Source organism: Deferrisoma camini S3R1 (assembly GCF_000526155.1).
Classification (GTDB): Bacteria; Desulfobacterota; Deferrisomatia; order Deferrisomatales; family Deferrisomataceae; genus Deferrisoma; species Deferrisoma camini.
In genome coordinates, this window is sequence record NZ_JAFN01000001.1 from 1,280,343 (window position 1) to 1,302,427 (window position 22,085).

Consider the following 22,085-nt stretch of genomic DNA (forward strand, 5'->3'; position numbering starts at 1 on the left):
TCCCCTAGAGCACCCGGACCGTTCGGGACGGCCCGTCGTGGCGCAGCAGGTGCACCGCGCACGCGATGCACGGGTCGAAGGAGTGGATGGTCCGCAGGATCTCCAGGGGCTGGTCCGGGTCGGCCAGCTCGATGCCCACCAGGCTCTGCTCGTACGGCCCCCGCACCCCCTTGGCGTCCCGGGGCCCGGCGTTCCAGGTGGTGGGCACCACGCACTGGTAGTTGGCGATCCGCCCGCCCCGCACCTCCACCCAGTGGCCCAGGGCGCCCCGGGGCGCCTCGGTGAGCCCGAACCCCACGGCCTCGTCGGGCAGGGTGTAGGGGGCGAAGGTGCGGCCGTCCACCTTCATGACCCGCACCAGCTCCTCCACCCACCCGGGCAGGGCATCGGCCACCCACCGGGTCTCCAGGGCCCGGGCCGCGGTCCGGCCCAGGGTGGAAAACAGCACCGTGGCCGGCGCGCCCAGGCGTTTGAGGGTGCCGTCCACCAGGGCCCGCACCTCGGGCACACCCCGGGCGTAGGCCACCAGCACCCGGGCCAGGGGGCCCACCTCCATGGGCCGGCCGTCGTACCGGGGCGCCTTGAGCCACGAGTACTTGCCGTCGGCCCGCACGTGCCCGTCCGGCCCCAGGTCGGTGTAGTTCACCTGGGTGACCCCCTTGGAGGGGTGGATCCCCTGGGACTCGTCGCCGTAGGTGTACCAGGAGTGGGTCACGTACTCCGAGACCTTGGCCGGGTCGAAGTCGTAGACCCGAGTCAGGTCCTTGCCCAGGATCACCCCCTGGGGCATGAGCAGCTTCCCCCGGTCCAGGTCGTCGGAGAGGGGGTAGGCGCCGTAGGCCAGGTAGTTGCCGTGGCCCGCGCCGATGCCCTGGAGCCCCTCCCCGGCGTATACGCTGCCGGCCAGGAGCACGTCGGGGATGTACGCCCGCCGGACGAACTCGCCGAGCTTGCGGATCCGAAACAGCACGTCGCCGATCCGCTTGGGGTTCAGCAGGTCCTCCACGCAGGTCACCCCGCCCACCACCAGGGTCTGGGTGTGGGGCTCTTTGCCGCCCAGGACCGCCAGCACCTGACCGCCCAGACGCTGGACGTCCAGGGCGTCCAGGTAGTGGGACGCGATCAGGAGGTTCGCCTCGGGCGGCAGCTTGTACGAGGGGTTCCCCCAGTACCCGTTGGCAAAGGGGCCCAGCTGCCCGCTCTTGGCGAACGCGGCCAGCCGGTTCTTCACGGCCTCCAGGTGCTTGGCGTCGGCGTTCCACGGGTCGTCCGCGAACTGGTGGGCCAGGTCCTGGGCCTTCTTGGGGTCGGCGCCCAGAGCCGAGACGATGTCCACCCAGTCGAGGCCGTGGAGGTGGTAGAAGTGGATGATGTGGTCCTGGACCAGCTGGGTGCCCAGGATCAGGTTGCGCACGATGCGGGCGGCCGGCGGCGGGGTGATGCCGAACGCGTTCTCCACGGCCCAGATCGAGGCGTCGTAGTGCACGTGGGTGCACACCCCGCAGATCCGCTGGGTCATCAACGGGGCGTCGCGGGGATCGCGGTTTCGGAGGATGGTCTCGATGCCCCGGAACATCATGCCCGAGCTCCAGGCGTCCACCACGCGGTTCCCGTCGAGCTCCACCTCGATACGCAGGTGCCCCTCGATGCGGGTGATCGGGTCGATGATCTTACGCGCCATGGTGCCCCTCCTCTCCGTCGTGGCCGGGCTTGGACTTCTTCTTCGCCGCGCTGTACGCCGCGTGCCCCGCGATGCCCACGGCCGTGGCCCCGATCAAGGTCCAGCCCACCGTGTCCACGGAGCCCTCGACCCCCTTGAGGAACGGGATCGCCACCGCGCCGTCGGCCAGGGGTTTCTCGAGGGGAGCCATGTCGTCCCAGAACGCGTCCTCGCTGCACCCGATGCACCCGTGTCCGGCCCGGATCGGGAAGCTCGCCGCCTGGTTCCACTGCATCTCGTTGCAATTGTTCCAGGTGTAGGGGCCTTTGCAGCCCACCTTGTACAGGCAGAACCCCTTTCTCGCACCCTCGTCGCCCCACTGCTCCACGAACTCGCCGGCGTCGAAGTGGGCCCGGCGCGGGCAGGTGTCGTGGATGCGCTTGGAGTAGGCCCAGGCCGGCCGGCCGTCCACCAGGGCCGGCACCTCGCCGGTCAGGAGCAGGTACAGGATGGTGCCCACCAGGTTCACCGCGTTGTAGGGGCACCCCGGGATCCGGATGGTCTGGATACCCAGGGCCTCGTGCACCGGCTTGGCCCCGGTGGGGTTGGGCGCAGCGGCCTGGGGCCCGCCGTAGGACGCGCAGTGGCCGATGGCGATCACGGCCTTGGCCCCGGCCGCCACCCGGCGGGCCAGGTCGAGCCCGGTCTCGCCCTTGGGGCCCAGCCGGAGGAACTTCCCGTCCATGGCCGTGGGGATCGACCCCTCCATCACGCACAGGTACGCACCCCTGTGGCTCTCGAGGGTGTCCTCCAGGCTCTTCTCGGCCGCCTCACCGGCCGGGGCCATGATCGTCTCGTGGTAGTCGAACGAGAGGTACTCGAGGATCAGCTCGGAGATGCCGGGGTAGGCCGTGCGCAGCGCGCTCTCGGTGCACCCCGTGCACTCCTGCAGGTGCAGCCACACCACCGGCACCCGGGTGGCCACGGCCGCCGCCCGGGCCACCGAGCGTTCAAACGCCGGCGGAAGCCACAGGGCGGCCGTCATCATGGAGGTCCACTTCAGGAAGCTGCGCCGGGAGATGCCCCGGGAGGCGAGCAGGTCCTCCAGGGCCCGACCCCGACCCTGGAAGCGGCTCTCCAAGGCGTCGAGGCGTCGCTCCGCCTCGCGTTGGGAGGGCAGACGGCGGGGATGGGGACACTTCGGCATGAGAGAACCTCCTTTCCGGACCAAGGGTCCAAGGGAAACGGAACTCCTCCCGATGCCGAACCGCAACGGAGAACGAAAGCGGGTGAGGTATTAGCGGACGAATGGGCTCCCGTCAAGGGTGGCGGACACGGTTTTCCCACGATCTTTCCGCAGGCGCGCCCCTCTTCAGCCGGCTATCCCCCCCGGCCGGGGGGCCGAAGGGATCCCGTCAGCCCCCGGCCCGGACCGCAGCCCCAGGCTTTCCATGCGGTGGCGCAGGGTGCCCCGGGGCAGGCCCAGGAGCCGCGCGGCCTGGCTCACGTTGCCGCCCGTGCGCTCCAGGGCCTGGCTGATCAGGCACCGGGCCAGGTCCCGCTCCAGGGCCTCCAGGTCGCACCCCTCGGCCGGCAGCACCCACCGGCCCGGACCGGGCTCGGCTGCTCCCCGGATCTCGGCGGGCAGGTCTGAGGCCCGCAGCTCCCGGCCGCGGCAGGTGATGGCCATGCGCTCCATGAGGTTTCGCACCTCCCGCACGTTGCCCGGCCAGGGGTAGCCCACCAGCCGCTCCTGGGCGTCCGGCGCGATGGCCGCAAGCGGCCGGTGGAACTTGCGGGCGAACCGCTCCAAGAAGTGCTGGGCCAGGGGCAGGATGTCCTCCGGCCGCTCCCGCAGGGGGGGCACGTGGATCGGGAACACGTTGAGCCGGTAGTACAGGTCCTCCCGGAACCCGCCGGAGCGAATCGCGTCGCGCAGGTCCCGGTTGGTGGCGGCCACCACCCGCACGTCCACCGCGGTCTCCCGCACCCCCCCCACCCGGCGGAACCGGCGGGTCTCCAGGAACCGCAGCAGCTTGGCCTGGAGCCCCGGCTCCATGTCCCCCACCTCGTCCAGGAACACCGTGCCGCCGTCGGCCGCCTCCAGGAGCCCCTCCTTGGCCTTGCGGGCGTCGGTGAACGCGCCGGGCTCGTGGCCGAACAGCTCGCTTTCGAGGATCGACCCGGGGATCGAGGCGCAGTTCACCTCGAGGAACGGTCCGGACGCGCGCTCGGACAGGTTGTGGATGAGCCGGGCCACCACCTCTTTGCCGGTGCCGCTCTCGCCCGTGATCAGCACCGTGGTCTCGGCGTGGGCCGCCACGTCCCGCACCTGGTCCAGCACGGCCTGCATGGCCGGGCTCTCGGCGATCACCGGCTCGCCCGGCCCGATCTCGCGCTCCCGCAGCACCCGCACCCGCCGCCGGAGACGCTGGGTCTCCAGGGCCAGACGCACGATCAACTTGATGGCGTCGGCCTTGAACGGTTTCTTCACGTAGTCGTAGGCGCCGAGCTTCAGGCTCTCGACCGCGCTCTCCACCGAGCCGTACCCGGTGATCACGATCACCAGGAGGTCGGGATCGCGCTCCTTGAGGGCCCGGAGCACCTCGATGCCGTGGCGGTCGGGCAGGTTCAGATCGAGGAGCACCAGGTCCGGGGGCGCCCCCGCCACCGCGTCCAGGGCCTCGGCCCCGGTGCCCACGCCGTGGACCCGGTACCCCTCCTCGCCCAGGATGCGGCCCAGCTGGTCCCGGAGGAACGCTTCGTCGTCCACGATCAGGATCGATGCCATGGCTCGTGTTCCGTTTCGCAAAAGCATATGCGGATTGCGGCGGTGGGGCTGGGGGCTCCGACGAAGCGCGACGGCCGAGCAGCCCGGGCCGCCCGGCGCCAGGGGAGCGGCCGCGGCGCGTGCCCTCACGCGCCGTAGCGGACCGCGCCGAGGCGGCCCCTGCGAGGCCGTTCAGCGAAGGAAAGCCCCCAGCCCCACCGCCTTGGATGCCACGAAATTTCGGAAACGCTCCATTCGTTTCGGCTGGAAGGCTGGAAAGCTGGGAGGCTGGGGAACTCCAGCCCTTCGGAAGCGATACGATAGCAGAAAAGTGGCCGAGCCGCCCCCTCAGGCCAAGTTTCCGTCAGATTGATACCGAGTTGCGTTCAAACCGAGAGTTCTCGTGGGGCGGGGCAAGGGACCTGCGCTTCAGGAACCAGGGATCAGCGCACAGAAGCCAGGGTCAAACCGCACACCCGGGCTTCCTGTCGGCTGAATTCTGAACTCTGAACTCTGTCCACCGAGACGGCCGCGCACGGCCAGAACCAGGCCCCTTGGCCCGCCGGTTCGAGGGTCGGTAGCTTTGAACGCAAGTTGGAATCACACCCCCAGGTAGGCCTTTCGCACCTCCTCGTCGTCGAGGAGCTCGCTTCCGGTGCCCTCGCGCACGATCCGGCCGGTCTCGAGCACGTAGGCCCGGTCGGCCACGGCAAGGGTCTGGCGCACGTTCTGCTCCACGATCAGCACCGTGACCCCGTCGCGCCGGATGTCGTTGACCACGTTGAACACCTCCTCCACCAGCAGCGGGGCCAACCCCAGGCTCGGCTCGTCGAACAGGATCATCCGGGGCAGGCTCATCAGGCCCCGGCCGATCGCGAGCATCTGCTGCTCGCCCCCCGACAGGGTGCCGGCCAGCTGCCGACGGCGCTCCTTGAGCCGGGGGAACCGGGCGTACACCCTCTCGAGGCTCTCGGCCCGGCGGGCCTTGGCCGCGGGCTTCAGGGCCCCCATCTCCAGGTTTTCCTCCACGGTCATCTCGGGGAACAGCCGCCGGGCCTCGGGAACGTGGGCCAGGCCCAGCTCGATGATGCGGTACGGCGGGATCTGGTCCAGGCGTTCGCCCAGGAACTCCACCGTGCCCTTGCGGGGTCGCAGTAGCCCCGAGATGGTCCGCAGGGTGGTGGACTTGCCGGCGCCGTTGGTCCCGATCAGGGCCACCACCTCGCCCTCGCCCACGTGGAACGAGACGTCCCACAGCACCTGCACGTCGCCGTAGAACACGTCGATGCCGTTCACCTTAAGCATGGGCGGCCTCTCCTCCCAGGTAGGCCTGGATCACCGCCGGGTTCCGGGCCACCTCCTCCGGGGTGCCCTCGGCGATCTTCTCGCCGTAGTTCAGCACCACGATGTGGTCGCTGATGGACATGATGACCTTCATGTGATGCTCGATGATCAACACCGTGGTGCCGGTCTCCCGGATCTTGCGGATGATCCGGATGCTCTCGTCGAGCTCCGTGGGGTTCAGGCCCGCGCACGCCTCGTCCAGCAGGATCAGGGCGGGCCGGGTGGCCAGGGCCCGCGCGATCTCCAGGCGTTTGCGAAGCCCCAGGGGCAGGCCCTTGCTCACCGTGTTGGCGACCGGGGTCAGCCCCGTGAACTCCAGCACCTCCCAGGCGTTGCGCTCGGCCTCGGCGCGGGCCGGAAACCGAAGGAACGAAGAGGCCAGCACGTTGTCCAGCACCGTCATGCGCTGGAGGGGCTTCACCACCTGGAAGGTCCGGGCCAGCCCCATGCGGCACACCTTGTGGGGCTTGAGCCCGTCGATCCGCTCCCCCCGGAACCGGATCTGGCCCGCGGTGGGCTTGAGAAACCCGTTGATCATGTTGAACAGGGTGGTCTTGCCGGCGCCGTTGGGCCCGATCAGCCCGACGATCTGCCCCTCGGCCACGGCGAAGCTCACGTTGCTCACGGCCGTGAGCCCGCCGAACTGCTTCGTCACCCCTTCGAGTTCGAGAAGCGCCATGTCACACGCCTCCGGCCCCGGCCGGCTTCGACCGGCCTAGGAAGAATCGCATCATCTTGCGAAAGTCACCCACCACCCCGTTGGGCAGGAAGATGATGATCACGATCAACAGGATGCCGAACAGGGTCTGGTGGGCCCGGCCGATGTAGGGCAGGGTCCGCACCACCTCGCTCAGGAGGATCATGATCACCGCGCCCACCAAGGGGCCCCACCGGGTGGCCACCCCGCCCACCATCACCACCATGATGGCCACGATGGACACGTCGTGCAGGGCGAACACGATCTCGGGGTCGATGTAGCCCATGTAGCAGGTGTAGAACGCGCCGGCCACGCCGGTCAGCACGGCGCTCACCACCAGGGCGATGTTCTTGTACAGGGTGGTGTCGATGCCCAGGGACTCGGCCGCGTCCTGATCCTCGCGGATCGCCACGAAGTAGTACCCCCACTTCGACCGCACCATGACCTCGAGCACGACGAACGAGGCCACGGCGATGGCCAGGATCACGTAGTAGAACGGCTCCTTGGCCACCCAGGTGCGGGTCTCGAGCATGATGCCCCGGGTGCCTTCGGTGAGCCACTCCAGGTTCTCGGCCGTCACCCGCAGCACCTCGCCCATGGCCAGGGTGCCCAGGGCGAAGTACGGCCCCCGGAGCCGCAGGCAGATGTACCCCACGCCCAGGGCGCCCAGGGCCACCACCACCATGCCCACGGGCAGCCCCCACCAGGCCGACCAGCCCAGGTGGTAGTACAGGATGCCCCCCGTGTACGCCCCGAGGCCGAAAAACGCCGCGTGGCCGAAGGACACCTGGCCGCAGTAGCCGCCGAGCAGATTCCACGCCATGCCGATCACGCTCCACATGAGCATCAGGATGAACATGTGGAGCACGTAGCTCGAGTTCAGGCCGGGCACCAGCGGGATCACCGCCAGGCCCACCACCACCGCGGCGGCGGTGCGGTACCGGCCCAGGGTCTGTGCTGCGCTCGCCATGGTCGTCTCCTCCCTATCGGCGCCGCATCAGCCCGGCCACGCCCCCGGGCAGGAAGATCAGGCACGCCACGAACACCAGGAACCGGCCCACCGGGGCCCACCCCATGCCCACGTAGGTGGCGGTCATCGACTCGAACACCCCCAGGATCAGCCCCCCGATGATCGCCCCCTGGGTCGAACCCAGGCCGCCCAGGATCGTGATCACGAACGCGATCAGGGTGAACCGCCCCCCCAGGGCGGGGTAGAGGTAGTACATGGGGATGAACAGGCTGCCGGCCGCACCCACCAGGGCCGCGCCCAGGCCGAACGTGACCACGGTCATGCGCTCCACGTTCACGCCCATCAGGATCGCGGCGTCCTTGTCCTGGGCCGTGGCCCGGATGGCCTTGCCCGCGTCGGTCCGCTGCAGGAACCACCACAGCGCCGCCGTGATCGCCACCGCGAACCCGAACGACACCACCCACGGCACCGAGAACGACAGCTCGATCGGCGACGAGCGCCACCAGTCGCTCAGGTACCAAGCGTCCGACGCGTAGTCCACGGGGGTGGACCGGTAATCTGACGTGAAGAACAGGGTGGCCAGGTTCTGGAGCACCATGCCGATGCCCACGGTCAGGATCACCTGGTTCTCCGGCAGGATCGAGTCCACCTTGAGCACCGGCGAGATCAGGGTCTTCTGGATGAACACCCCTAGCACGAACAGCGCCGGCACCGTGACCAGCAGGGTCACGTAGGGGTCCATGCCCAGCAGGTGGAACAGCCAGAAGGCGATGTACATCGCCACCATCATCAGTTCCCCGTGGGCCAGGTTGATGATCTTCATCACCCCCATGATCAGGGTCATGCCGAGCCCGATCAGGGCGTAGAGCCCCCCGAGCAGCAGCCCCGACACCAGGGTTTGGAGGAACACCTCGAGCTGTACCATGGCAGCCGCCTCTTTGCGTGGTCACACGAACGGGGCCCCCGGGCCCGGCCCGGGGGCCCCGTTCCGGCCGGGATCCCCTCGGCTCACCGCCGCCGATCGCGCCACCGAGGGATGGGGAACACGTAGTCGGCCGTGGCGAACTTCTTGGGCCAGATCACCTCGTGCTTGCCGTTGATCACCTGGAGCACCAGGGTGTCCATGAAGTTCTGGTTCTTGTACTTGCCCTTGGACTCGAACTTCACCGGGCCGAACGCGGTCACCAGGTCGGTGGCGGCCAGGGCCTTCTTGATCGCCTCCGAGTCCATGCTGCCGGCCCGCTCCAGGGCGTCTTTGAGCACGTACAGCGCGGAGTACGCCTCGGCCCCGTGGTACGAGGGGTACTTGCCGGCGCGCTTCTTGTACTTCTCGGCGAACTCCCGGGCGCCCTTGTACGGGGCGAACGGGCTCCAAAGGGTGGCCGTGACCACGTACTCGGCCGCGTCCTTGGCGTTCTCCACGAACTCGGGGATGGCGAACCCGGCCGCCCCGCCCGCGAACAGCTTGGCGTCGATGCGCAGCTCCTTGATCTGGCGCATCAGGAGCGCGGCGTCCATCACGTACGACACCATGTAGATCACGTCGGGCCGCTTGGCCTTCACCTGGGAGAGGATCGGCTTGAAGTCCACCGCGCCGGACTCGTACTTCTCGTTGAGCACGACCTCGATGCCGAGCCTCTTGGCCTCCTTCACCATGGACTTGGAGCCGCTGGTGCCGAAGTCGGTGGCCTCGTACAGGATGGCGATGGTCTTGGGTTTGACCACCTCCCGCAGGAAGCCCCGGAACCCGCTGGTGTAGTACTCCACCGAGGGGTTCATCCGGAACACGTAGTCATACCCCTTCTGGGTGATGTCGTTGGCCGCACCCGTGACCACCAGGTAGGGGACCTTGCGCTCCTCGGCCAGGGCCGCGATCGCCTTGGAGCACGACGAGGAGTACGCGCCGATCAGGAACGGCTGCTTGGCCACGTCCACCAGCTTCTCGGCGATGGCCCGGGCGATCTCGGGCTTGCCCTGGCTGTCCTGGATGTCGAGCTCGATCTGCATGCCGTTGATGCCGCCGGCCGCGTTGATCTCCTCGGCCGCGATCTCGTAGGAGCGCTTCTCGATCTCGCCGAACTTGGCCTTGGACCCGGTGAGCGGCAGGGGGATGCCGATCTTCAGGGTCTTCGCCAGGGCCGGCGACGCGGCCAACGCCGCTCCGACCACCGCCACGCCCAACACTCTGCCGAGCTTGCCCATCTCCAACCTCCTTTTCGCGAGAAAGAGACCCAACCCACACGGGGCGTCCCGGCACCAATGCACGCACCGTGCCACACCCCTCCTCGGTCAGGAGCCACGGAAAACCAACGAGGTTTGGAGAAGAGGAGGGAAAAAACCGGCCGGATCCGGCCACCCGTCCGGTCAGATCCCGACAACGCGGGGTTGAGAGCCGGCCCGGGGCAGCACCAGCCGGAACACGCTGCCCTCGCCCGGCGTGGAGCGCACCTCCACCGTGCCGCCGTGGTCCTCGACGATGGTGTGGGTGATGGACAGCCCCAGGCCGGACCCACCCGGCCGCAGGCTGAAGAACGGCTCGAAGACCCGCTCCTGGTCGCCCGGCGGAATCCCGACGCCGGTGTCGGCCACCTCGACCGCCACCCGGTCCCCCTCGGCATCCACCGTGACCCGCAGCTCGCCACCGTCGGGCATGGCCTGGACCGCGTTAAGGAGGAGGTTCAGCACGGCCTGCTTGAGCTTCTCGGGGGCGGCGAGCACCCGGGCGTCGCCCGCCGCCTCCCCCCGGAGCACTCGGATTCCCTGGCGGCGGGCGGTCTTCTCCACCAGGAACAGGCTCCCTTCCACGATCTCGCCGATCCGGCACTCCCGCTTGGGGGCCGTGTCCACCCGGGCGTACTCCAGCAGCTCCTGCACGATCCCCTCGAGCCGCTCGATCTCGCCCAGGGCCTGGCGCAGGGCCTGGCGGTCGGCCGGGTCCGGGAGCCGGTCGTGCAGGTCGTCGAGCAGCAGCGCCACCCCGGTCAGGGGGTTTCGAACCTCGTGGGCCACCCCGGCGGCCAGCCGGCCCAACGAGGCCAGCCGGTCCATCCGCTCCAGGGTCCGGCGCACCATGCGCTCCTCGGTCACGTCCCGGAACTGGAGGATCAGGCCCCGCTGCCCTCCCTCCTGCCCGAACCGGCTCGGCACCCACACGAACTCCCGGCGGGCCTCCCCCCGGCCCAGGGTGAACTCCCGGGGCTCGAGGGCGGCCCCATGGGCCAGCGCCCGGGCCCAGGCCTCCACCTCGGTGCCGGCGCCCAGCGTCTCGAACGGGCGCCCCCGCACGGCCTCCGGGTCGCACCCGAAGGCCTGGGCCGCGTAGGTGTTCACCGACAGCAACCGCCCGTCCCCGTCCAGGGTCACCACCCCGCTGGCCAGGCTGTCGAGCACCCGCTCCACGAACCGCCGGGCCTGCTCGGCCTCCTCGAACAGCCGGGCCCGCTCCACCGCCCGGGCCGCCTGGCCGGCCACGATCTGAAGGGGCCCCAGGAGGTGCTGGGGAATCGCCCGGCCCGACCGGGCGTTGTCCGCGGCCAGCACCCCCACCACCCGGTCGCGGATCTTCATGGGCACGTACACGAACGAGGTGGTGCCGGCCCCCTGGGCGATGCGACGGTCCAGCGCCGTCAGCTCGGGGTCGTCCAGGTCCCGGACGAACCGGGCCCGGCCCGTGCGCACCACCCGGGTGGCCACGCAGTCGTGCACGCCGATCACGAGCGGCCGCTGCCGGATGCGAACCTCCTCCGTGGGATCGAAGCCGGCCAGGGCCACCGCTTGCAAGGTGTCCTTCCGCGGGCCGTGGACCAGATGGAGCACGGCGCGGTCGAACCCCAGCCCCTGCACGCAGGTGTCGAGGATGACCTTGAGGGCGGCCTCCCGGTCGAAGGTGGTGCCCAGGAACTCGCTGATGGACTGGATGTGGTTCAGGATGCGTAGCTGCTCGGCCAGCCGATCCGCGCTGGTGCGGGCCTCGTCGCGGGAGCTGCGCAGGTCCTCGAGGCTCCGGCGCAGGGTCTGGTCCTTCTCGCCCAGCAGCCGGGCCATGCGGTTCAGGTCGTCGGCCAGGTCGGCCAGCTCGTCGTGGGTGGTCACCCGCACCCGGGCCGTCAGGTCGCCGCCCGCGATCCGACGAGCCATGTGGGCCATGATGCGCACGGGGTGGGAGATGGCCCGGGACAGCACGGCCGATGCCGCCACGACCAGGATGCCCAGGCACCAGGCCAGCACGAAACCGGTGCGCAGGGTGTGGCGCGAGGCCGACGCGATGGCCGCGGCCGTGGCGGCCGCGGCCCGATGGAACGCTTCGGTTCGGGCCCCGATCGTGACCCCGCCGAACACCCCGTACCGCCGGTACGGGCCGTACCCGAACCGTACCGGCGCGTAGGCCATGACCTTGTCCACGCCGGCCACGTTGTAGGTGCGGGTGACCCCGGCGCGGCCCGCGCGCACCTCCCGGGCCACCAGGGGGTAGTTGGGGTGGACGAACCCGGCGAAGTCCAGGTTGAAGGGGATTCGGCCCGCCTCGATCTCGTCCGGGGTGGAGGCCTCGGTGTACGGCGGCACCCAGCGGCCGTCCGGGCCCAGGCCCCGGATGTCCCAGAACTTGGGGTGGGCGATGATCCAGCCCTCGTCGTCGAACAGGAAGGCGTAGTTGCCGGAGAGGTACGAGGGGAACACCACCTCGTCCCGGCTCAGCGGGAGCACGTGCTGGGTGAACTCCATGAGGTGGCGGTGGTCCAGGGCCAGGGCCACCACCCCCTCCAGGGCGCCGTCGGGCCCCCACACGGCCAGGGCGAACCGGAGGATGCCCCGGTACTCGGCGCCGCCCACCGCCTCCTCCACGGTGCGGGCGCCCGCAAGCTGCTCGGCCCGGCCCACGTGCCGCCCCACCACGTGCCCCACCCAGGGCTCGCCGGGCGGGAGCTCCTGGCACGCGGTGAAGTAGGACTCGACTCCGAAGGTGGTGCCCTCGGGCCGGGACACGTCCCGGAGCCCGCTGGGGGGCACGGGCCGGCCGTGGTCCCATCGGAACCGCTCCCGGCCGTCCGGCCCCACCCAGGCCACCTCGGCGTACAGGGGCACCCGATCGCGCGCCTCCTTCACCCGGCCGTCCGGGCCCCGGCGGCGGCGCCACAGGATCCCCGTGCGGCCCCGGGCCAGCGCCCCGAACGTTCGCGGATCCTTCGGCGCCGCGGCCAGCATCCGGGCGTCCTGGACCCGCTCCTCCAGGAACGCCGCGATCCGGTCGGCCAGGGTCTTGGCCTGGAGCTCCAGGGTCTGCCGGGACCGCTCGTCCAGGGCCTCGGTCGAGCGCTCCACGGCCTGGCGGCCCACCTGGGCCACCCGGCGCGACGCATCCAGGCCGAACCAGACCAACGGCGGCAGGCTCAGGGCCAGGAACCAGGCGAGCAGCTTCCAGACCAGGGGGATGCGTCGTCTCATGACACCGGCGAAGCGGGCGGGGAACGGACCGATAGGCTATCAGGCTCGGGGGTTGGGAGGCTAGGAGGCTGGGAAGCTGGGAGGCTGGAAGCGAGGATCCGCGTCTTTGGTCCCCTTCGTCCCCTATGTCCCTCGGGCCCTTGCGCCCGGCAGGCCAGAGGCCCGAACTCAGTCGGCCGGCCGGCCCTGGGGCGACAGGCGGCGGTCCAACTCCGCCAGGCCGGTGCGGTCCGGATCGAACCGGGGGTGGTCCCACTCGTGGTCCAGGGCCTTCTCGACGGCCCGCAGCACGGCGCGCAGGTCCAGGCCGGCGTACTCCGGCCCCAACGCTCCCCAGTGGGACCGGGCCCGCTGGAAGCACCGGCCGGCCCCGGTCCGGTTGCCCCGGTCCCTGTGGAACAGGGCCGCGGCCAGCAGGGCCCAGCCCTGGAAGAACTCCCGCTCGGCCCCCTCGGCCTCGTGGCGCAGGCTCTCGAAGATGCCCTGGGCGTCCAGGTACCGTCCCTGCTCGAACCGTCGGATCGCTTCCCGAAACCGGCTGTCCATGGTCCACCTCGAAGCGTCCCCGCCGGGCCGGGGGTCCCACGTTCCCGGGAGATGGGAACGAAAGACTACCACGCCGCTGGGAATCCGCCAGCCCGGTTCGCCGACACGAAAGGGAGACCCGAAGGCCTCCCTTTCCCCATTGCCGACGTGGGACGAAACGCCCGTCCGATCAGGTCTCCACCGGGATCTTCCGGGGCTTGGCCTCCTCGGCCTTGGGCAGCTCGAGCCGCAGCACCCCGTTCCTGAGGCTGGCCCGGATCTTCTCGGCGTCGATCGCCTCGGTGATCCGGAACTGCCGGAAGAACGGGGTCAGGGTAAACTCCCGGGCCAGCACCCGGCCGGGCGTGTCCCGCTGGACCCTGCCGTCGATCGTGAGGATGCCCTGCTCCACCTGGATCGTGAGCCCATCCTTCTTAACACCCGGCAGGTCCGCGAGCACCACCAGCTTGTCGTCTTCCTCGTAGATGTCCACCAAGGGCACCGCGTACCGCTCGGCCTGGCGGGTCACCTCCTCGGTGGCCGCCTTGGCCGGAGTCGTCTCGGGAACCGTCTTCTCCACCGCGTTCATGGCTCACCTCCTCCCCTTGCGGTCAACCCACCTCGATCGCGATCTTCCGCGGCTTGGCCTCCTCCGCCTTGGGCAGCACCACCTGTAGGATGCCGTCCGCGTACACCGCCTTCACGTTGCCCGCATCCACCTCGGCCGGCAGCTCCACGGTGCGCACGAACCGGCCCGCGGAGCGCTCATTGCGGTGGAACGCGTCGGGCTTCACCCCCTCGGGCGCCTTCTTCTCGCCCGACAGGGTCACCAGGTTGTCCTTCACGGTCACGTCGAGGGTCTCCGGATCCACCCCGGGGGCCAGGGCCTCCACGATGAACTGGTCGTCCTGCTCGGCCACGTTCACCCGAGGGTACCGCCGGGCCGACACCCCGGGCATGAACTCCAGGGCCCATCCCCGGGACGGGAGCACCCCCTCGAAGATCCGGTCCATCTCCTGACGCAGCCTCTCCAGCTCTCGGAAAGGATCCCACACCGCCATCTCGCACCTCCTTTGGCAGTAACTTCGGTCGTTGGTCGTCGGTCGTTGGTCGTTGGTCGGGGGCCTTCGGCCCGCTAGTGCGAAGAGCTCCTCGCCTCCCGCGTGCGGCGGGAACCTAAGTCCGGTGCCCGCGGTTGGCAAGCCCCCCTGCGGATGAGAGAATGGGGCCCCTTTGTTCCCCCTGTCCGAGAAAGGTGTGCGTTTTGTCCCCTGCCGTACCCTACCAGTACGTGAACGACTCCCGGCGCGCCGGGCCGGCCCTGGAGGCCCTGGCCGCGGCCGACCGGATCGCCTTCGACCTGGAGGCCGACAGCCTCCACAGCTACCGGGAGAAGGTCTGCCTCGTGCAGGCCTCCACCGCCGACCGGAACTGGATCCTGGACCCCCTGACCGACGACGCCTGGTTCCCCGGGTTCGCGGCCGTCCTAGAGGACCCGACCGTGGAGAAGGTGGCCCACGGCGCGGACTACGACATCCGGCTGCTCAAGAAGGACCGAGGGGTCGGCGTGCGCAATGTGTTCGACACCATGATCGCGGCCCAGTTCACCGGCCGCACCCGGTTCGGGCTGGCGGCCCTGCTCGAGGAGTTCTTCGGGGTGCGCCTCGAAAAGCGCCACCAGAGGGCCGACTGGTCCCACCGCCCCCTGTCGCCGGATCTGCTGGCCTACGCAGCCCTGGACACGGCATACCTGTTGCCCCTGCGGCAGCGTCTGGCGCGGGAGCTGGAGACCCTCGGCCGAACCGAATGGGTGGCCGAGGAGTGCCGTCTGTTGGAAGGCGCGCAGCCCGCTCCGGACAACGGGCCGTCCGTGTGGAAGGTCAAGGGTGCGACGCGGCTCGCGCCCCGGGAACTGGCGGTGTTGGACCGGCTCCTGACCCTGAGGGATCGGTACGCCCGGGAGTGGAACCGGCCGGCGTTCAAGGTGCTGTCCACCCAGACCCTGATCGGCTGGGCCCAGGAGCCCCCCCGATCCCGGGCCGCCGTGCTCCGCACCGCCGGGGCCGGCAAGGCCCTGCTCGCCCGGATGGCCGACGAGGTGGTATCGGCCGTGGACGACGCCCTGTCCGCCCCCCCCGACACCTGGCCCCGGAGGGAACCCCACCCCTTCGTGCCGTTGACCGAGGAGCAGGAAGGCCGGCTGAAACGGCTGCGCCGCATGCGCTCCCGCCTGGCCCGGGAGCTCCGACTGGATCCGGGCCTCCTGATCAACTCGGCCACCCTCGAGCGGCTCGCCCGGGTCGACCCGGCCGATTGCGAAGACTGGCTCGGCGCCCATCTGAAGGCGTGGCAGCAGGAGGTCCTCGCCGACGAGATCCGGGCCGCCCTAAAAGCCTAGCCAGCAAGCGCGAGGTGGTGGCGCGGCGCCAGGAACAGTAGAGGCCTTAGCCTCCTAGCCCCCTAGCGTCCTGGCCTCCCAGCGGAGAAGGGATTGACACGTCCCGCGGCCGCGGTAGCGTCAGTGGAACGGACGGCACGGTTTTTCCCACCGACGAAAGGAGGCGGCGATGATCCGGGTGCTGATCGAACGCAGGGTGGCCGACGGGATGCTCGAGTCCTACCAGCTGGCGCTGCGGACCATGCGGGCCCAAGCGGTGCAGCACGAGGGATACATCTCGGGGGAGACGCTTCGGGACACCACGGATCCGGAGCACTTCCTGGTGATCTCCACCTGGACCGACCGGGCGGCCTGGGAGCGCTGGACCGCGTCCGAGGCCCGGCATCGGATCATGGCCAAGATCGCTCCCATGCTGGAGGCGCCCGAGCGGATTACGGTGTGGGAGCCGGTGTAATTCCTCACCTCCCGAACCGCCACGCGTCCCAGTCCGGATCTGGGTAGCGCTCGCGCCGCCACCGCAGGCCCGCGTCCTCGATGGTGCCGGGCTCCCGGGCCGAGAACAGCACCGTGAACACCCTTCGGAGCACCTCGAGGTGCTGGGCCCGGTTCCCGGGCTCGCCCAGGGCGTGTCCGAACGGGAACCGCACGAACAGCGCCCGGGGCGGCGGGGTCTTCTCCGTGATCTCCCGCACCACCGACAGGGCCACCGTGGCCACCCCTGCCGCCTCCACCGCCCTCGCCGCCAGTCCCACGGACCGGTTGCAGATGCCTCAGGCCGGCACGAGCAGGGCGTAGTCCACACCGGCGCCGGCGAGCCGCCGGGCCACCTCCGGGGCCGACTCCCGCCGCAGGGTGTCGACGTGGGCCCCGTCGATGTGCCCCATGAACGAGTACCCCACGGCGTGCAGCCGTCCCACCGCCCCTGCGGCCACGGCCTCGCGCAGGCGCTCGGCCGGAAACACCAGGTTCAGGTCCCTCTCGGCGTCGGTGTGATCGTAGTAGTCGTGGGTGATGGTCAGGTCCCCGGGGTCCGCGTCCAGCGGGATCTCCCGGAACGACGGGTCCCCGTCCGGATCCGCCATGTCGAACGGGGGCTGGGTGCGCAGATGGAGCCCGCCGGTGGTCACCAGGGCGAGGGTGGCCTCGGCCAGGGGCTTGGTGACGGGGGTCCAGGGGATCCGCTCCGTGTCGGCCGTGAGCCCCCGAGCCCACCGGGCCGCGAGCCCCGGGACCCGGCTGAACACCTTGGCCAGCATCCGGTCCTTCCAACCGCCCATGGGACGACTCCTTCTGAGGTCGGTGACGGGTGGGAAGAGCCGTGACAGGTGACGAGTGACGAGGAGAGAGCCAACCGACTTGCCGCCCTGCCACGATTCACGATTCACGATTTACCGCAGCTTATCGGTGACGAGTGATGGGTGACGGATCGTTGGGGTGAGATGCCGGAGCGATCGATTCCGTCGCAAGTCTAGCGGCCTCCGCGCGGAGCGCCAGGGGGGACCCTTCGGGCCGGGTTCCTTCCACCGAACCGGGCGTCCTGGAGGTCACCGATGCCGAGAAGGATAGGTGTGCCCATATTCACCCGGCCGCCAAACGGGTATCCCTCCGCAGCTCCCCCCCGCCCGACCATTCCCCCGTTCGCGCAGAAGTTCTCCATCTTCACTGAAGATATTTTCTCGACATAAACGCTTGCATTCTTGAGCTGTATAATATACATTCCAAGCATCATCCACCCTGTTTCCACACACACGGTGCATCAATGGACAGTCCCCGACGAAGTCTGGCCAAAGCCCTGTCGTGGCGCCTGGTGGCCACGGTGGTCACCACGGCCATCGTGTACGCCGCCACCGGCGAGGCCGAGTTCGCCGCGACCATCGGAATCGCCGACACCGTGGTGAAGTTCGGAGCCTACTTCCTGCACGAACGCCTGTGGAACCGCGTCGCGTACGGCCGGGTTCGCCACGAGCCCGAGTACTACATCTGACCGAACGATCAGGAGGCCGACCATGAGCCCACGCCCACCCGCCCTGCCCCCCGGCACCCCGGCCGGGGAGATCCTGCGCGCCGGCCTGGAAGGAGCCGGAGGCCCCGTGGCCCTGGCCTGCTCCTTCAGCCTGGAGGACGTGGTGGTGCTCCACATGCTCACCACCCTCGCGGCCGCCCCCCGGGTGTTCGCCCTGGACACCGGCCGACTGCCCGAGGAGACCTACGAGATCGCCGAGACCGTCCGGGCCCGATACGGGGTGGAGGTCCGCTGGTACTTTCCGGAGCGCGAGGCCGTGGAACGGCTCGAGACCGACAAGGGCCTGTTCAGCTTCCGCGACAGCGTGGAGGACCGGCGCGAGTGCTGCCGCATCCGCAAGGTGGAGCCCCTGGGCCGGGCCCTGGCCGGGCTGGCCGGCTGGATCACCGGCCTACGGCGGGAGCAGAGCGTCACCCGCACGGCCGTGGAGCCGATCGAGGTGGACCTCGCCCACGGCGGCATCTGGAAGATCAACCCCCTGGCGGAGTGGACCTGGGACGAGGTGGAGGCCTACGCGAAGCAGCACGGGGTGCCCGTGCACAAGCTTCACCGGGCCGGGTACCCATCGATCGGATGCGCGCCGTGTACCCGGGCGGTCCGGCCCGGCGAGCATCCCCGGGCCGGCCGATGGTGGTGGGAGGACCCCCAGCACAAGGAGTGCGGCCTGCACGTGGCCGCCGAACCGGCCCGGCCCGGCCGGAACTGACCTAACGAGGCGACCATGAGAGATCCCCTGACCGAACTGGAGAACCAGAGCATCTACATCTTCCGGGAGGCATACCGGAAGTTCGACAGCCTGGCCATGCTCTACTCCGTGGGCAAGGACTCCACGGTGATGGCCCACCTGGCCCGAAAGGCGTTCTTCGGCCGCATCCCGTTTCCCCTGGTGCACATCGACACCACCTTCAAGTACCCCGAGATGATCGAGTTCCGGGACCGGATGGTGAAGGAGTGGGGGGCCGAGCTGATCGTGGGCAAGAACGAGGCGGCCCTGGCCGAAGGCATGAGCCCCGAGCGGGGCCGGCTGGTGTGCTGCGAGGCTCTCAAGACCCAGGCCCTGTCCCAAACCATCGCGGCCCACGGGTTCCAGGGGCTGTTCCTGGGCATCCGGCGCGACGAGGAGGGCAGCCGGGCCAAGGAGCGGGTGTTCTCGCCCCGGGACGAGAACTTCGAGTGGGCCTACAAGGACCAGCCCCCCGAGCTGTGGGATCAGTTCAACACCGACTTCGACCCGGGCACCCACGTGCGGATCCACCCCCTGCTGGGGTGGACCGAGATCGACATCTGGCGCTACATCGAGCGCGAGGGGGTGGAGATCTGTCCCTTGTACTTCGCCCGGGACGGCAAGCGGTTTCGGTCGCTGGGGTGCATGCCCTGCACCGGGGCGTTCCCCTCGAACGCCTCCACCGTGGCCGAGATCATCGAGGAGCTCCAGGCCACCAAGACCCCCGAGCGGGCCGGCCGTGCCCAGGACCAGGAGAACGCCTACGCCATGCAAAAGCTCCGGGCCCGGGGTTACATGTGAGACAGAGTTCAGAGTTCAGTGGACAGAAATCAGGGAGAGCGGGGAGCCGCCAGCCTTTCAGCTTTCCAGCTTTCTAGTGTTCTGTTACGCAAAAAAGCATATCCATTCTGGTGGTGGGGCTGGGGGCTCCGACAAAGCGCGACGGCCGAGCAACTCGGGCCGCCCGGCGCCAGGGGAGCGGCCGCGGCGCGTGCCCTCACGCGCCGCAGCGGACCGCGCCGAGGCGGCCCCTGCGAGGCCGTTCAGCGGAGGAGGGGCCCCCAGCCCCACCACATCGGGGAATACACGAACTCGCGAACCATGACACTAGCTTTCCAGCGCCCCAGAGGGGATTCCCGATGACCCGAACTGACACCCTTCGCATCGTGATCGTGGGCCACGTGGACCACGGCAAGTCCACACTGATCGGCCGGTTGTTCTACGACACCGGATCGATCCCCGAGGTCCGGTACCGAGAGATCGAGGAGACCTGCCGGCGGCAGGGCCGCCCCTTCGAGTTCGCGTACCTCATGGACGCCCTGGAGGAGGAGCGGGAGCAGAACGTCACCATCGACACGGCCCAGACCTTCTTCCGGTGGGAGGGCAGGTCCTACGTCATCATCGACGCCCCGGGCCACAAGGAGTTCTTGAAGAACATGATCACCGGCGCGGCCAGCGCGGACGCGGCGGTGCTGCTGGTGGACGGGGTGGAGGGGGTGCGCGAGCAAACCCGCCGCCACGCCTACATCCTGTCGCTTCTGGGGATCCGCCATGTGCTGGTGGCCGTGAACAAGCTCGACAAGGCCGGCTATGACCGTCGGGCGTTCTTGGCCGCGGACAACGCGGTGCGGTCGCTGCTCCACTCCCTGGGCATCTCCCCGGAGCACGTGATCCCCATCTCGGCCCGGGAGGGCGAGAACATCGCCCGAAGGCTCGGGCACACCCCCTGGTACGACGGGCCCACGGTTCTCGAGGCCCTCCACACCCTGGGCGGATCCGGATCCGAGGAGACCCTGCCCCTGCGGTTCCCGGTGCAGGACGTGTACAAGTGGGACAACCGCCGCCTGTACGCCGGGCGGGTCGAGACGGGGCGGGTGCGGGTGGGCGACGAGGTCCGGTTCTTCCCGTCGGGCCGCACGGTGCGGGTCCGGACCATCGAGCGGTGGGGAGAGCCCCCGCTCGAGGAGGCCCGGGCCGGGGACTGCGTGGGGTTCACGTTCGACGAGGAGCTGTTCGTGGAGCGCGGCGAGGTGATGGCCCACCCGGACCACGGCCCGGCCGTGGCCCGGGAGGTCCGGGCCAGCCTGTTCTGGCTCGGCCGCACCCCCCTGGAGAAGGGCAAGACCTACCTGCTCAAGACGGCCACCACCGAACTGGAGGCCGAGTGCGTGGACATCGAGGACCGGATCGACGCCTCCACCCTGGAGGTGCGCGAGCGCCACGCGAACGTGCTCGAGAGCCCCGAGGTGGGCAACGTGCTGCTGCGGCTCAAGCGCCCCGCCGCCGTGGACGTGTTCCAGGACAACCCGCGCCTGGGCCGGTTCGTGCTCCAGGACGGCCGGTTCATCGCCGGAGGCGGCATCGTGCGGGAGACCCGGGTGGCCGGCGGCGCCCGGGCCGCCCAGGTGATCCACCTGGACCGCCAGTTTGCCACCGAGCCCGACGGGTACGTGGTGGACCTCACCCGGGAGCGGGGCGAGGTGGAATTCGAGGTGACCCCCCACTTCCTCGATACCCTTTCGGCCGGAAACCGGGTACTCTTCCGGCTCCGGGGCCCCGAGCAGGTCACGCCGGTGGCCCTGCTGGCCTACGAGCACGACATGGAGTTCACGTTCCGGCGCACCGACGACGGAGTGGCCCTGGTGTTGTGGCGGCACCCCGGGCCGAGCGCCTCGGTTCCCCTGGAGGGACTCGGACTGTAGCCCGGATGATCCCCTACCCTTCCATCGATCCGGTTGCGTTCCGGATCGGGCCCCTGGCGGTCCGGTGGTACGGCATCGCCTACCTGCTGGGGTTCCTGTCGGCCGCCCACATTCTTCGGCGGCTCGCCCGTAGCGGGCGGGCCGTCCTGGCCGAGGCCGAGGTGGGCGATCTGGTGGGGTGGCTCGCGCTCGGCGTGATCCTGGGGGGCCGGTTGGGGTACGTGGTGTTCTACAACCTCCCCTATTTCGCGGCCCAGCCGTGGAAGATCGTCGCGGTGTGGGAGGGGGGCATGAGCTTCCACGGCGGCCTGGCCGGGGTGGGGCTGGCCGCCTGGGCCTACGCCCGCCGGAGGGACCTGTCCCTGCTCGGTCTGGCCGACGCCCTGGCCGTGGCCACCCCGCCCGGGGTGTTCTTCGGCCGGCTGGCCAACTTCGTGAACGGCGAGCTTTACGGCCGGGTGACGGACGTCCCGTGGGCCATGGTGTTTCCCGCCGGCGGTCCCCTGCCCCGTCACCCGAGCCAGCTCTACGAGGCGATGCTGGAGGGCCCCCTCCTGGGGCTCGCGCTGTGGTGGTTCTGGAAACGCTTCCCCCAACGAGGGGCCGCCACGTCGGCGTTCCTCGTCGGATACGGCATCCTGCGGTTCGCGGTGGAGTTCACCCGGCAGCCCGACCCCCAGCTGGGGTTCGTGGCCGGTCCGTTCACCATGGGCCAACTGCTGAGCCTCGCGATGATCGCGGCCGGGGCGTGGATCTGGGCTGCGCGGAAGCGGTGATACCGATTTGCGATCAAGCTGAGCGCATAGAGGGGCGGTTTGGGGGCCGTCGGC

General features: G+C 69.9%; 21 protein-coding genes. 7 read left to right on the forward strand and 14 right to left on the reverse strand.

Features of this window, described 5'->3' with window-relative positions:
• Nucleotides 1–4 precede the first annotated feature (4 nt).
• The 12 genes from DEFCA_RS0105585 to DEFCA_RS0105645 all read right to left on the reverse strand — a co-directional run bounded on the left by DEFCA_RS0105585 (nucleotide 5) and on the right by DEFCA_RS0105645 (nucleotide 14,469).
• Nucleotides 5–1,681, reverse strand: a complete 1,677-nt coding sequence (locus DEFCA_RS0105585) for a nickel-dependent hydrogenase large subunit (protein WP_025322049.1) — start codon at nucleotides 1,679–1,681, stop codon at nucleotides 5–7.
• Entirely contained in the window at nucleotides 1,671–2,867 is a 1,197-nt protein-coding gene (locus DEFCA_RS0105590; protein ID WP_025322050.1) for a hydrogenase small subunit, read from the reverse strand. The genes DEFCA_RS0105585 and DEFCA_RS0105590 overlap by 11 nt, the downstream gene beginning before the upstream one ends.
• A 165-nt stretch (nucleotides 2,868–3,032) precedes the next feature.
• Nucleotides 3,033–4,451, reverse strand: coding sequence for a sigma-54-dependent transcriptional regulator (locus DEFCA_RS0105595; RefSeq protein WP_025322051.1), 1,419 nt, complete (start codon nucleotides 4,449–4,451; stop codon nucleotides 3,033–3,035).
• A 579-nt stretch (nucleotides 4,452–5,030) separates the two neighbouring features.
• Nucleotides 5,031–5,735 carry an ABC transporter ATP-binding protein gene (locus DEFCA_RS0105600; RefSeq protein WP_025322052.1) on the reverse strand — a complete coding sequence of 235 codons (705 nt, stop codon included), beginning with the start codon at nucleotides 5,733–5,735 and terminating at the stop codon, nucleotides 5,031–5,033.
• Nucleotides 5,728–6,453, reverse strand: coding sequence for an ABC transporter ATP-binding protein (locus DEFCA_RS0105605; RefSeq protein WP_025322053.1), 726 nt, complete (start codon nucleotides 6,451–6,453; stop codon nucleotides 5,728–5,730). The genes DEFCA_RS0105600 and DEFCA_RS0105605 overlap by 8 nt, the downstream gene beginning before the upstream one ends.
• 1 nt (nucleotide 6,454) lies before the next feature.
• Nucleotides 6,455–7,441: a branched-chain amino acid ABC transporter permease gene (locus tag DEFCA_RS0105610; RefSeq protein ID WP_025322054.1), complete on the reverse strand. Its 987-nt coding sequence runs from the start codon at nucleotides 7,439–7,441 to the stop codon at nucleotides 6,455–6,457.
• A 13-nt stretch (nucleotides 7,442–7,454) separates the two neighbouring features.
• Nucleotides 7,455–8,366: a branched-chain amino acid ABC transporter permease gene (locus DEFCA_RS0105615; RefSeq protein WP_025322055.1), complete on the reverse strand. Its 912-nt coding sequence runs from the start codon at nucleotides 8,364–8,366 to the stop codon at nucleotides 7,455–7,457.
• A gap of 83 nt (nucleotides 8,367–8,449) precedes the next feature.
• The gene (locus DEFCA_RS0105620) at nucleotides 8,450–9,643 is read right to left on the reverse strand and encodes an ABC transporter substrate-binding protein (RefSeq protein ID WP_025322056.1); all 1,194 of its coding nucleotides are present in this window, start codon (nucleotides 9,641–9,643) and stop codon (nucleotides 8,450–8,452) included.
• A gap of 162 nt (nucleotides 9,644–9,805) precedes the next feature.
• Nucleotides 9,806–12,883, reverse strand: a complete 3,078-nt coding sequence (locus DEFCA_RS24035) for an ATP-binding protein (RefSeq protein WP_025322057.1) — start codon at nucleotides 12,881–12,883, stop codon at nucleotides 9,806–9,808.
• A gap of 168 nt (nucleotides 12,884–13,051) precedes the next feature.
• A complete protein-coding gene (locus DEFCA_RS0105635) occupies nucleotides 13,052–13,429 on the reverse strand; it encodes a DUF309 domain-containing protein (protein ID WP_025322058.1) in 378 nt (125 codons plus the stop codon).
• 169 nt (nucleotides 13,430–13,598) lie between these two features.
• Complete coding sequence (locus tag DEFCA_RS0105640; protein WP_025322059.1) at nucleotides 13,599–13,997, reverse strand: Hsp20/alpha crystallin family protein; 399 nt, start codon at nucleotides 13,995–13,997, stop codon at nucleotides 13,599–13,601.
• Nucleotides 13,998–14,019: 22 nt separating this feature from the next.
• On the reverse strand, nucleotides 14,020–14,469 hold the full coding sequence (locus DEFCA_RS0105645; protein ID WP_025322060.1) for an Hsp20/alpha crystallin family protein: 450 nt from the start codon (nucleotides 14,467–14,469) through the stop codon (nucleotides 14,020–14,022).
• A 203-nt stretch (nucleotides 14,470–14,672) separates the two neighbouring features.
• Between DEFCA_RS0105645 and DEFCA_RS0105650 the strand changes: the two genes are divergently transcribed.
• Nucleotides 14,673–15,806, forward strand: coding sequence for a ribonuclease D (locus DEFCA_RS0105650; RefSeq protein ID WP_025322061.1), 1,134 nt, complete (start codon nucleotides 14,673–14,675; stop codon nucleotides 15,804–15,806).
• Between the two features lie 169 nt (nucleotides 15,807–15,975).
• On the forward strand, nucleotides 15,976–16,260 hold the full coding sequence (locus DEFCA_RS0105655) for an antibiotic biosynthesis monooxygenase family protein (protein ID WP_025322062.1): 285 nt from the start codon (nucleotides 15,976–15,978) through the stop codon (nucleotides 16,258–16,260).
• A 4-nt stretch (nucleotides 16,261–16,264) separates the two neighbouring features.
• Here the strand turns inward: DEFCA_RS0105655 and DEFCA_RS24670 are convergent, their stop codons facing one another.
• Both DEFCA_RS24670 and DEFCA_RS24675 read right to left on the reverse strand, forming a co-directional pair.
• Complete coding sequence (locus DEFCA_RS24670; RefSeq protein ID WP_025322063.1) at nucleotides 16,265–16,558, reverse strand: hypothetical protein; 294 nt, start codon at nucleotides 16,556–16,558, stop codon at nucleotides 16,265–16,267.
• Between the two features lie 18 nt (nucleotides 16,559–16,576).
• The gene (locus DEFCA_RS24675; RefSeq protein ID WP_025322064.1) at nucleotides 16,577–17,083 is read right to left on the reverse strand and encodes a glycine/sarcosine/betaine reductase selenoprotein B family protein; all 507 of its coding nucleotides are present in this window, start codon (nucleotides 17,081–17,083) and stop codon (nucleotides 16,577–16,579) included.
• Nucleotides 17,084–17,565: 482 nt separating this feature from the next.
• On the opposite strand from DEFCA_RS24675, the gene DEFCA_RS0105670 reads away from it, so the two are divergent.
• The 5 genes from DEFCA_RS0105670 to lgt all read left to right on the forward strand — a co-directional run bounded on the left by DEFCA_RS0105670 (nucleotide 17,566) and on the right by lgt (nucleotide 22,031).
• Entirely contained in the window at nucleotides 17,566–17,790 is a 225-nt protein-coding gene (locus tag DEFCA_RS0105670; RefSeq protein WP_025322065.1) for a DUF2061 domain-containing protein, read from the forward strand.
• Nucleotides 17,791–17,812: 22 nt separating this feature from the next.
• Complete coding sequence (locus DEFCA_RS0105675; RefSeq protein ID WP_025322066.1) at nucleotides 17,813–18,535, forward strand: phosphoadenylyl-sulfate reductase; 723 nt, start codon at nucleotides 17,813–17,815, stop codon at nucleotides 18,533–18,535.
• A gap of 15 nt (nucleotides 18,536–18,550) precedes the next feature.
• A complete protein-coding gene (cysD, locus tag DEFCA_RS0105680) occupies nucleotides 18,551–19,354 on the forward strand; it encodes a sulfate adenylyltransferase subunit CysD (RefSeq protein ID WP_025322067.1) in 804 nt (267 codons plus the stop codon).
• Between the two features lie 338 nt (nucleotides 19,355–19,692).
• Nucleotides 19,693–21,255 (forward strand): sulfate adenylyltransferase subunit 1, encoded by a 1,563-nt coding sequence (locus tag DEFCA_RS0105685; protein ID WP_025322068.1) that lies wholly within the window; start codon nucleotides 19,693–19,695, stop codon nucleotides 21,253–21,255.
• An 8-nt stretch (nucleotides 21,256–21,263) separates the two neighbouring features.
• On the forward strand, nucleotides 21,264–22,031 hold the full coding sequence (lgt, locus tag DEFCA_RS0105690) for a prolipoprotein diacylglyceryl transferase (RefSeq protein ID WP_407919186.1): 768 nt from the start codon (nucleotides 21,264–21,266) through the stop codon (nucleotides 22,029–22,031).
• Nucleotides 22,032–22,085 lie beyond the last annotated feature (54 nt).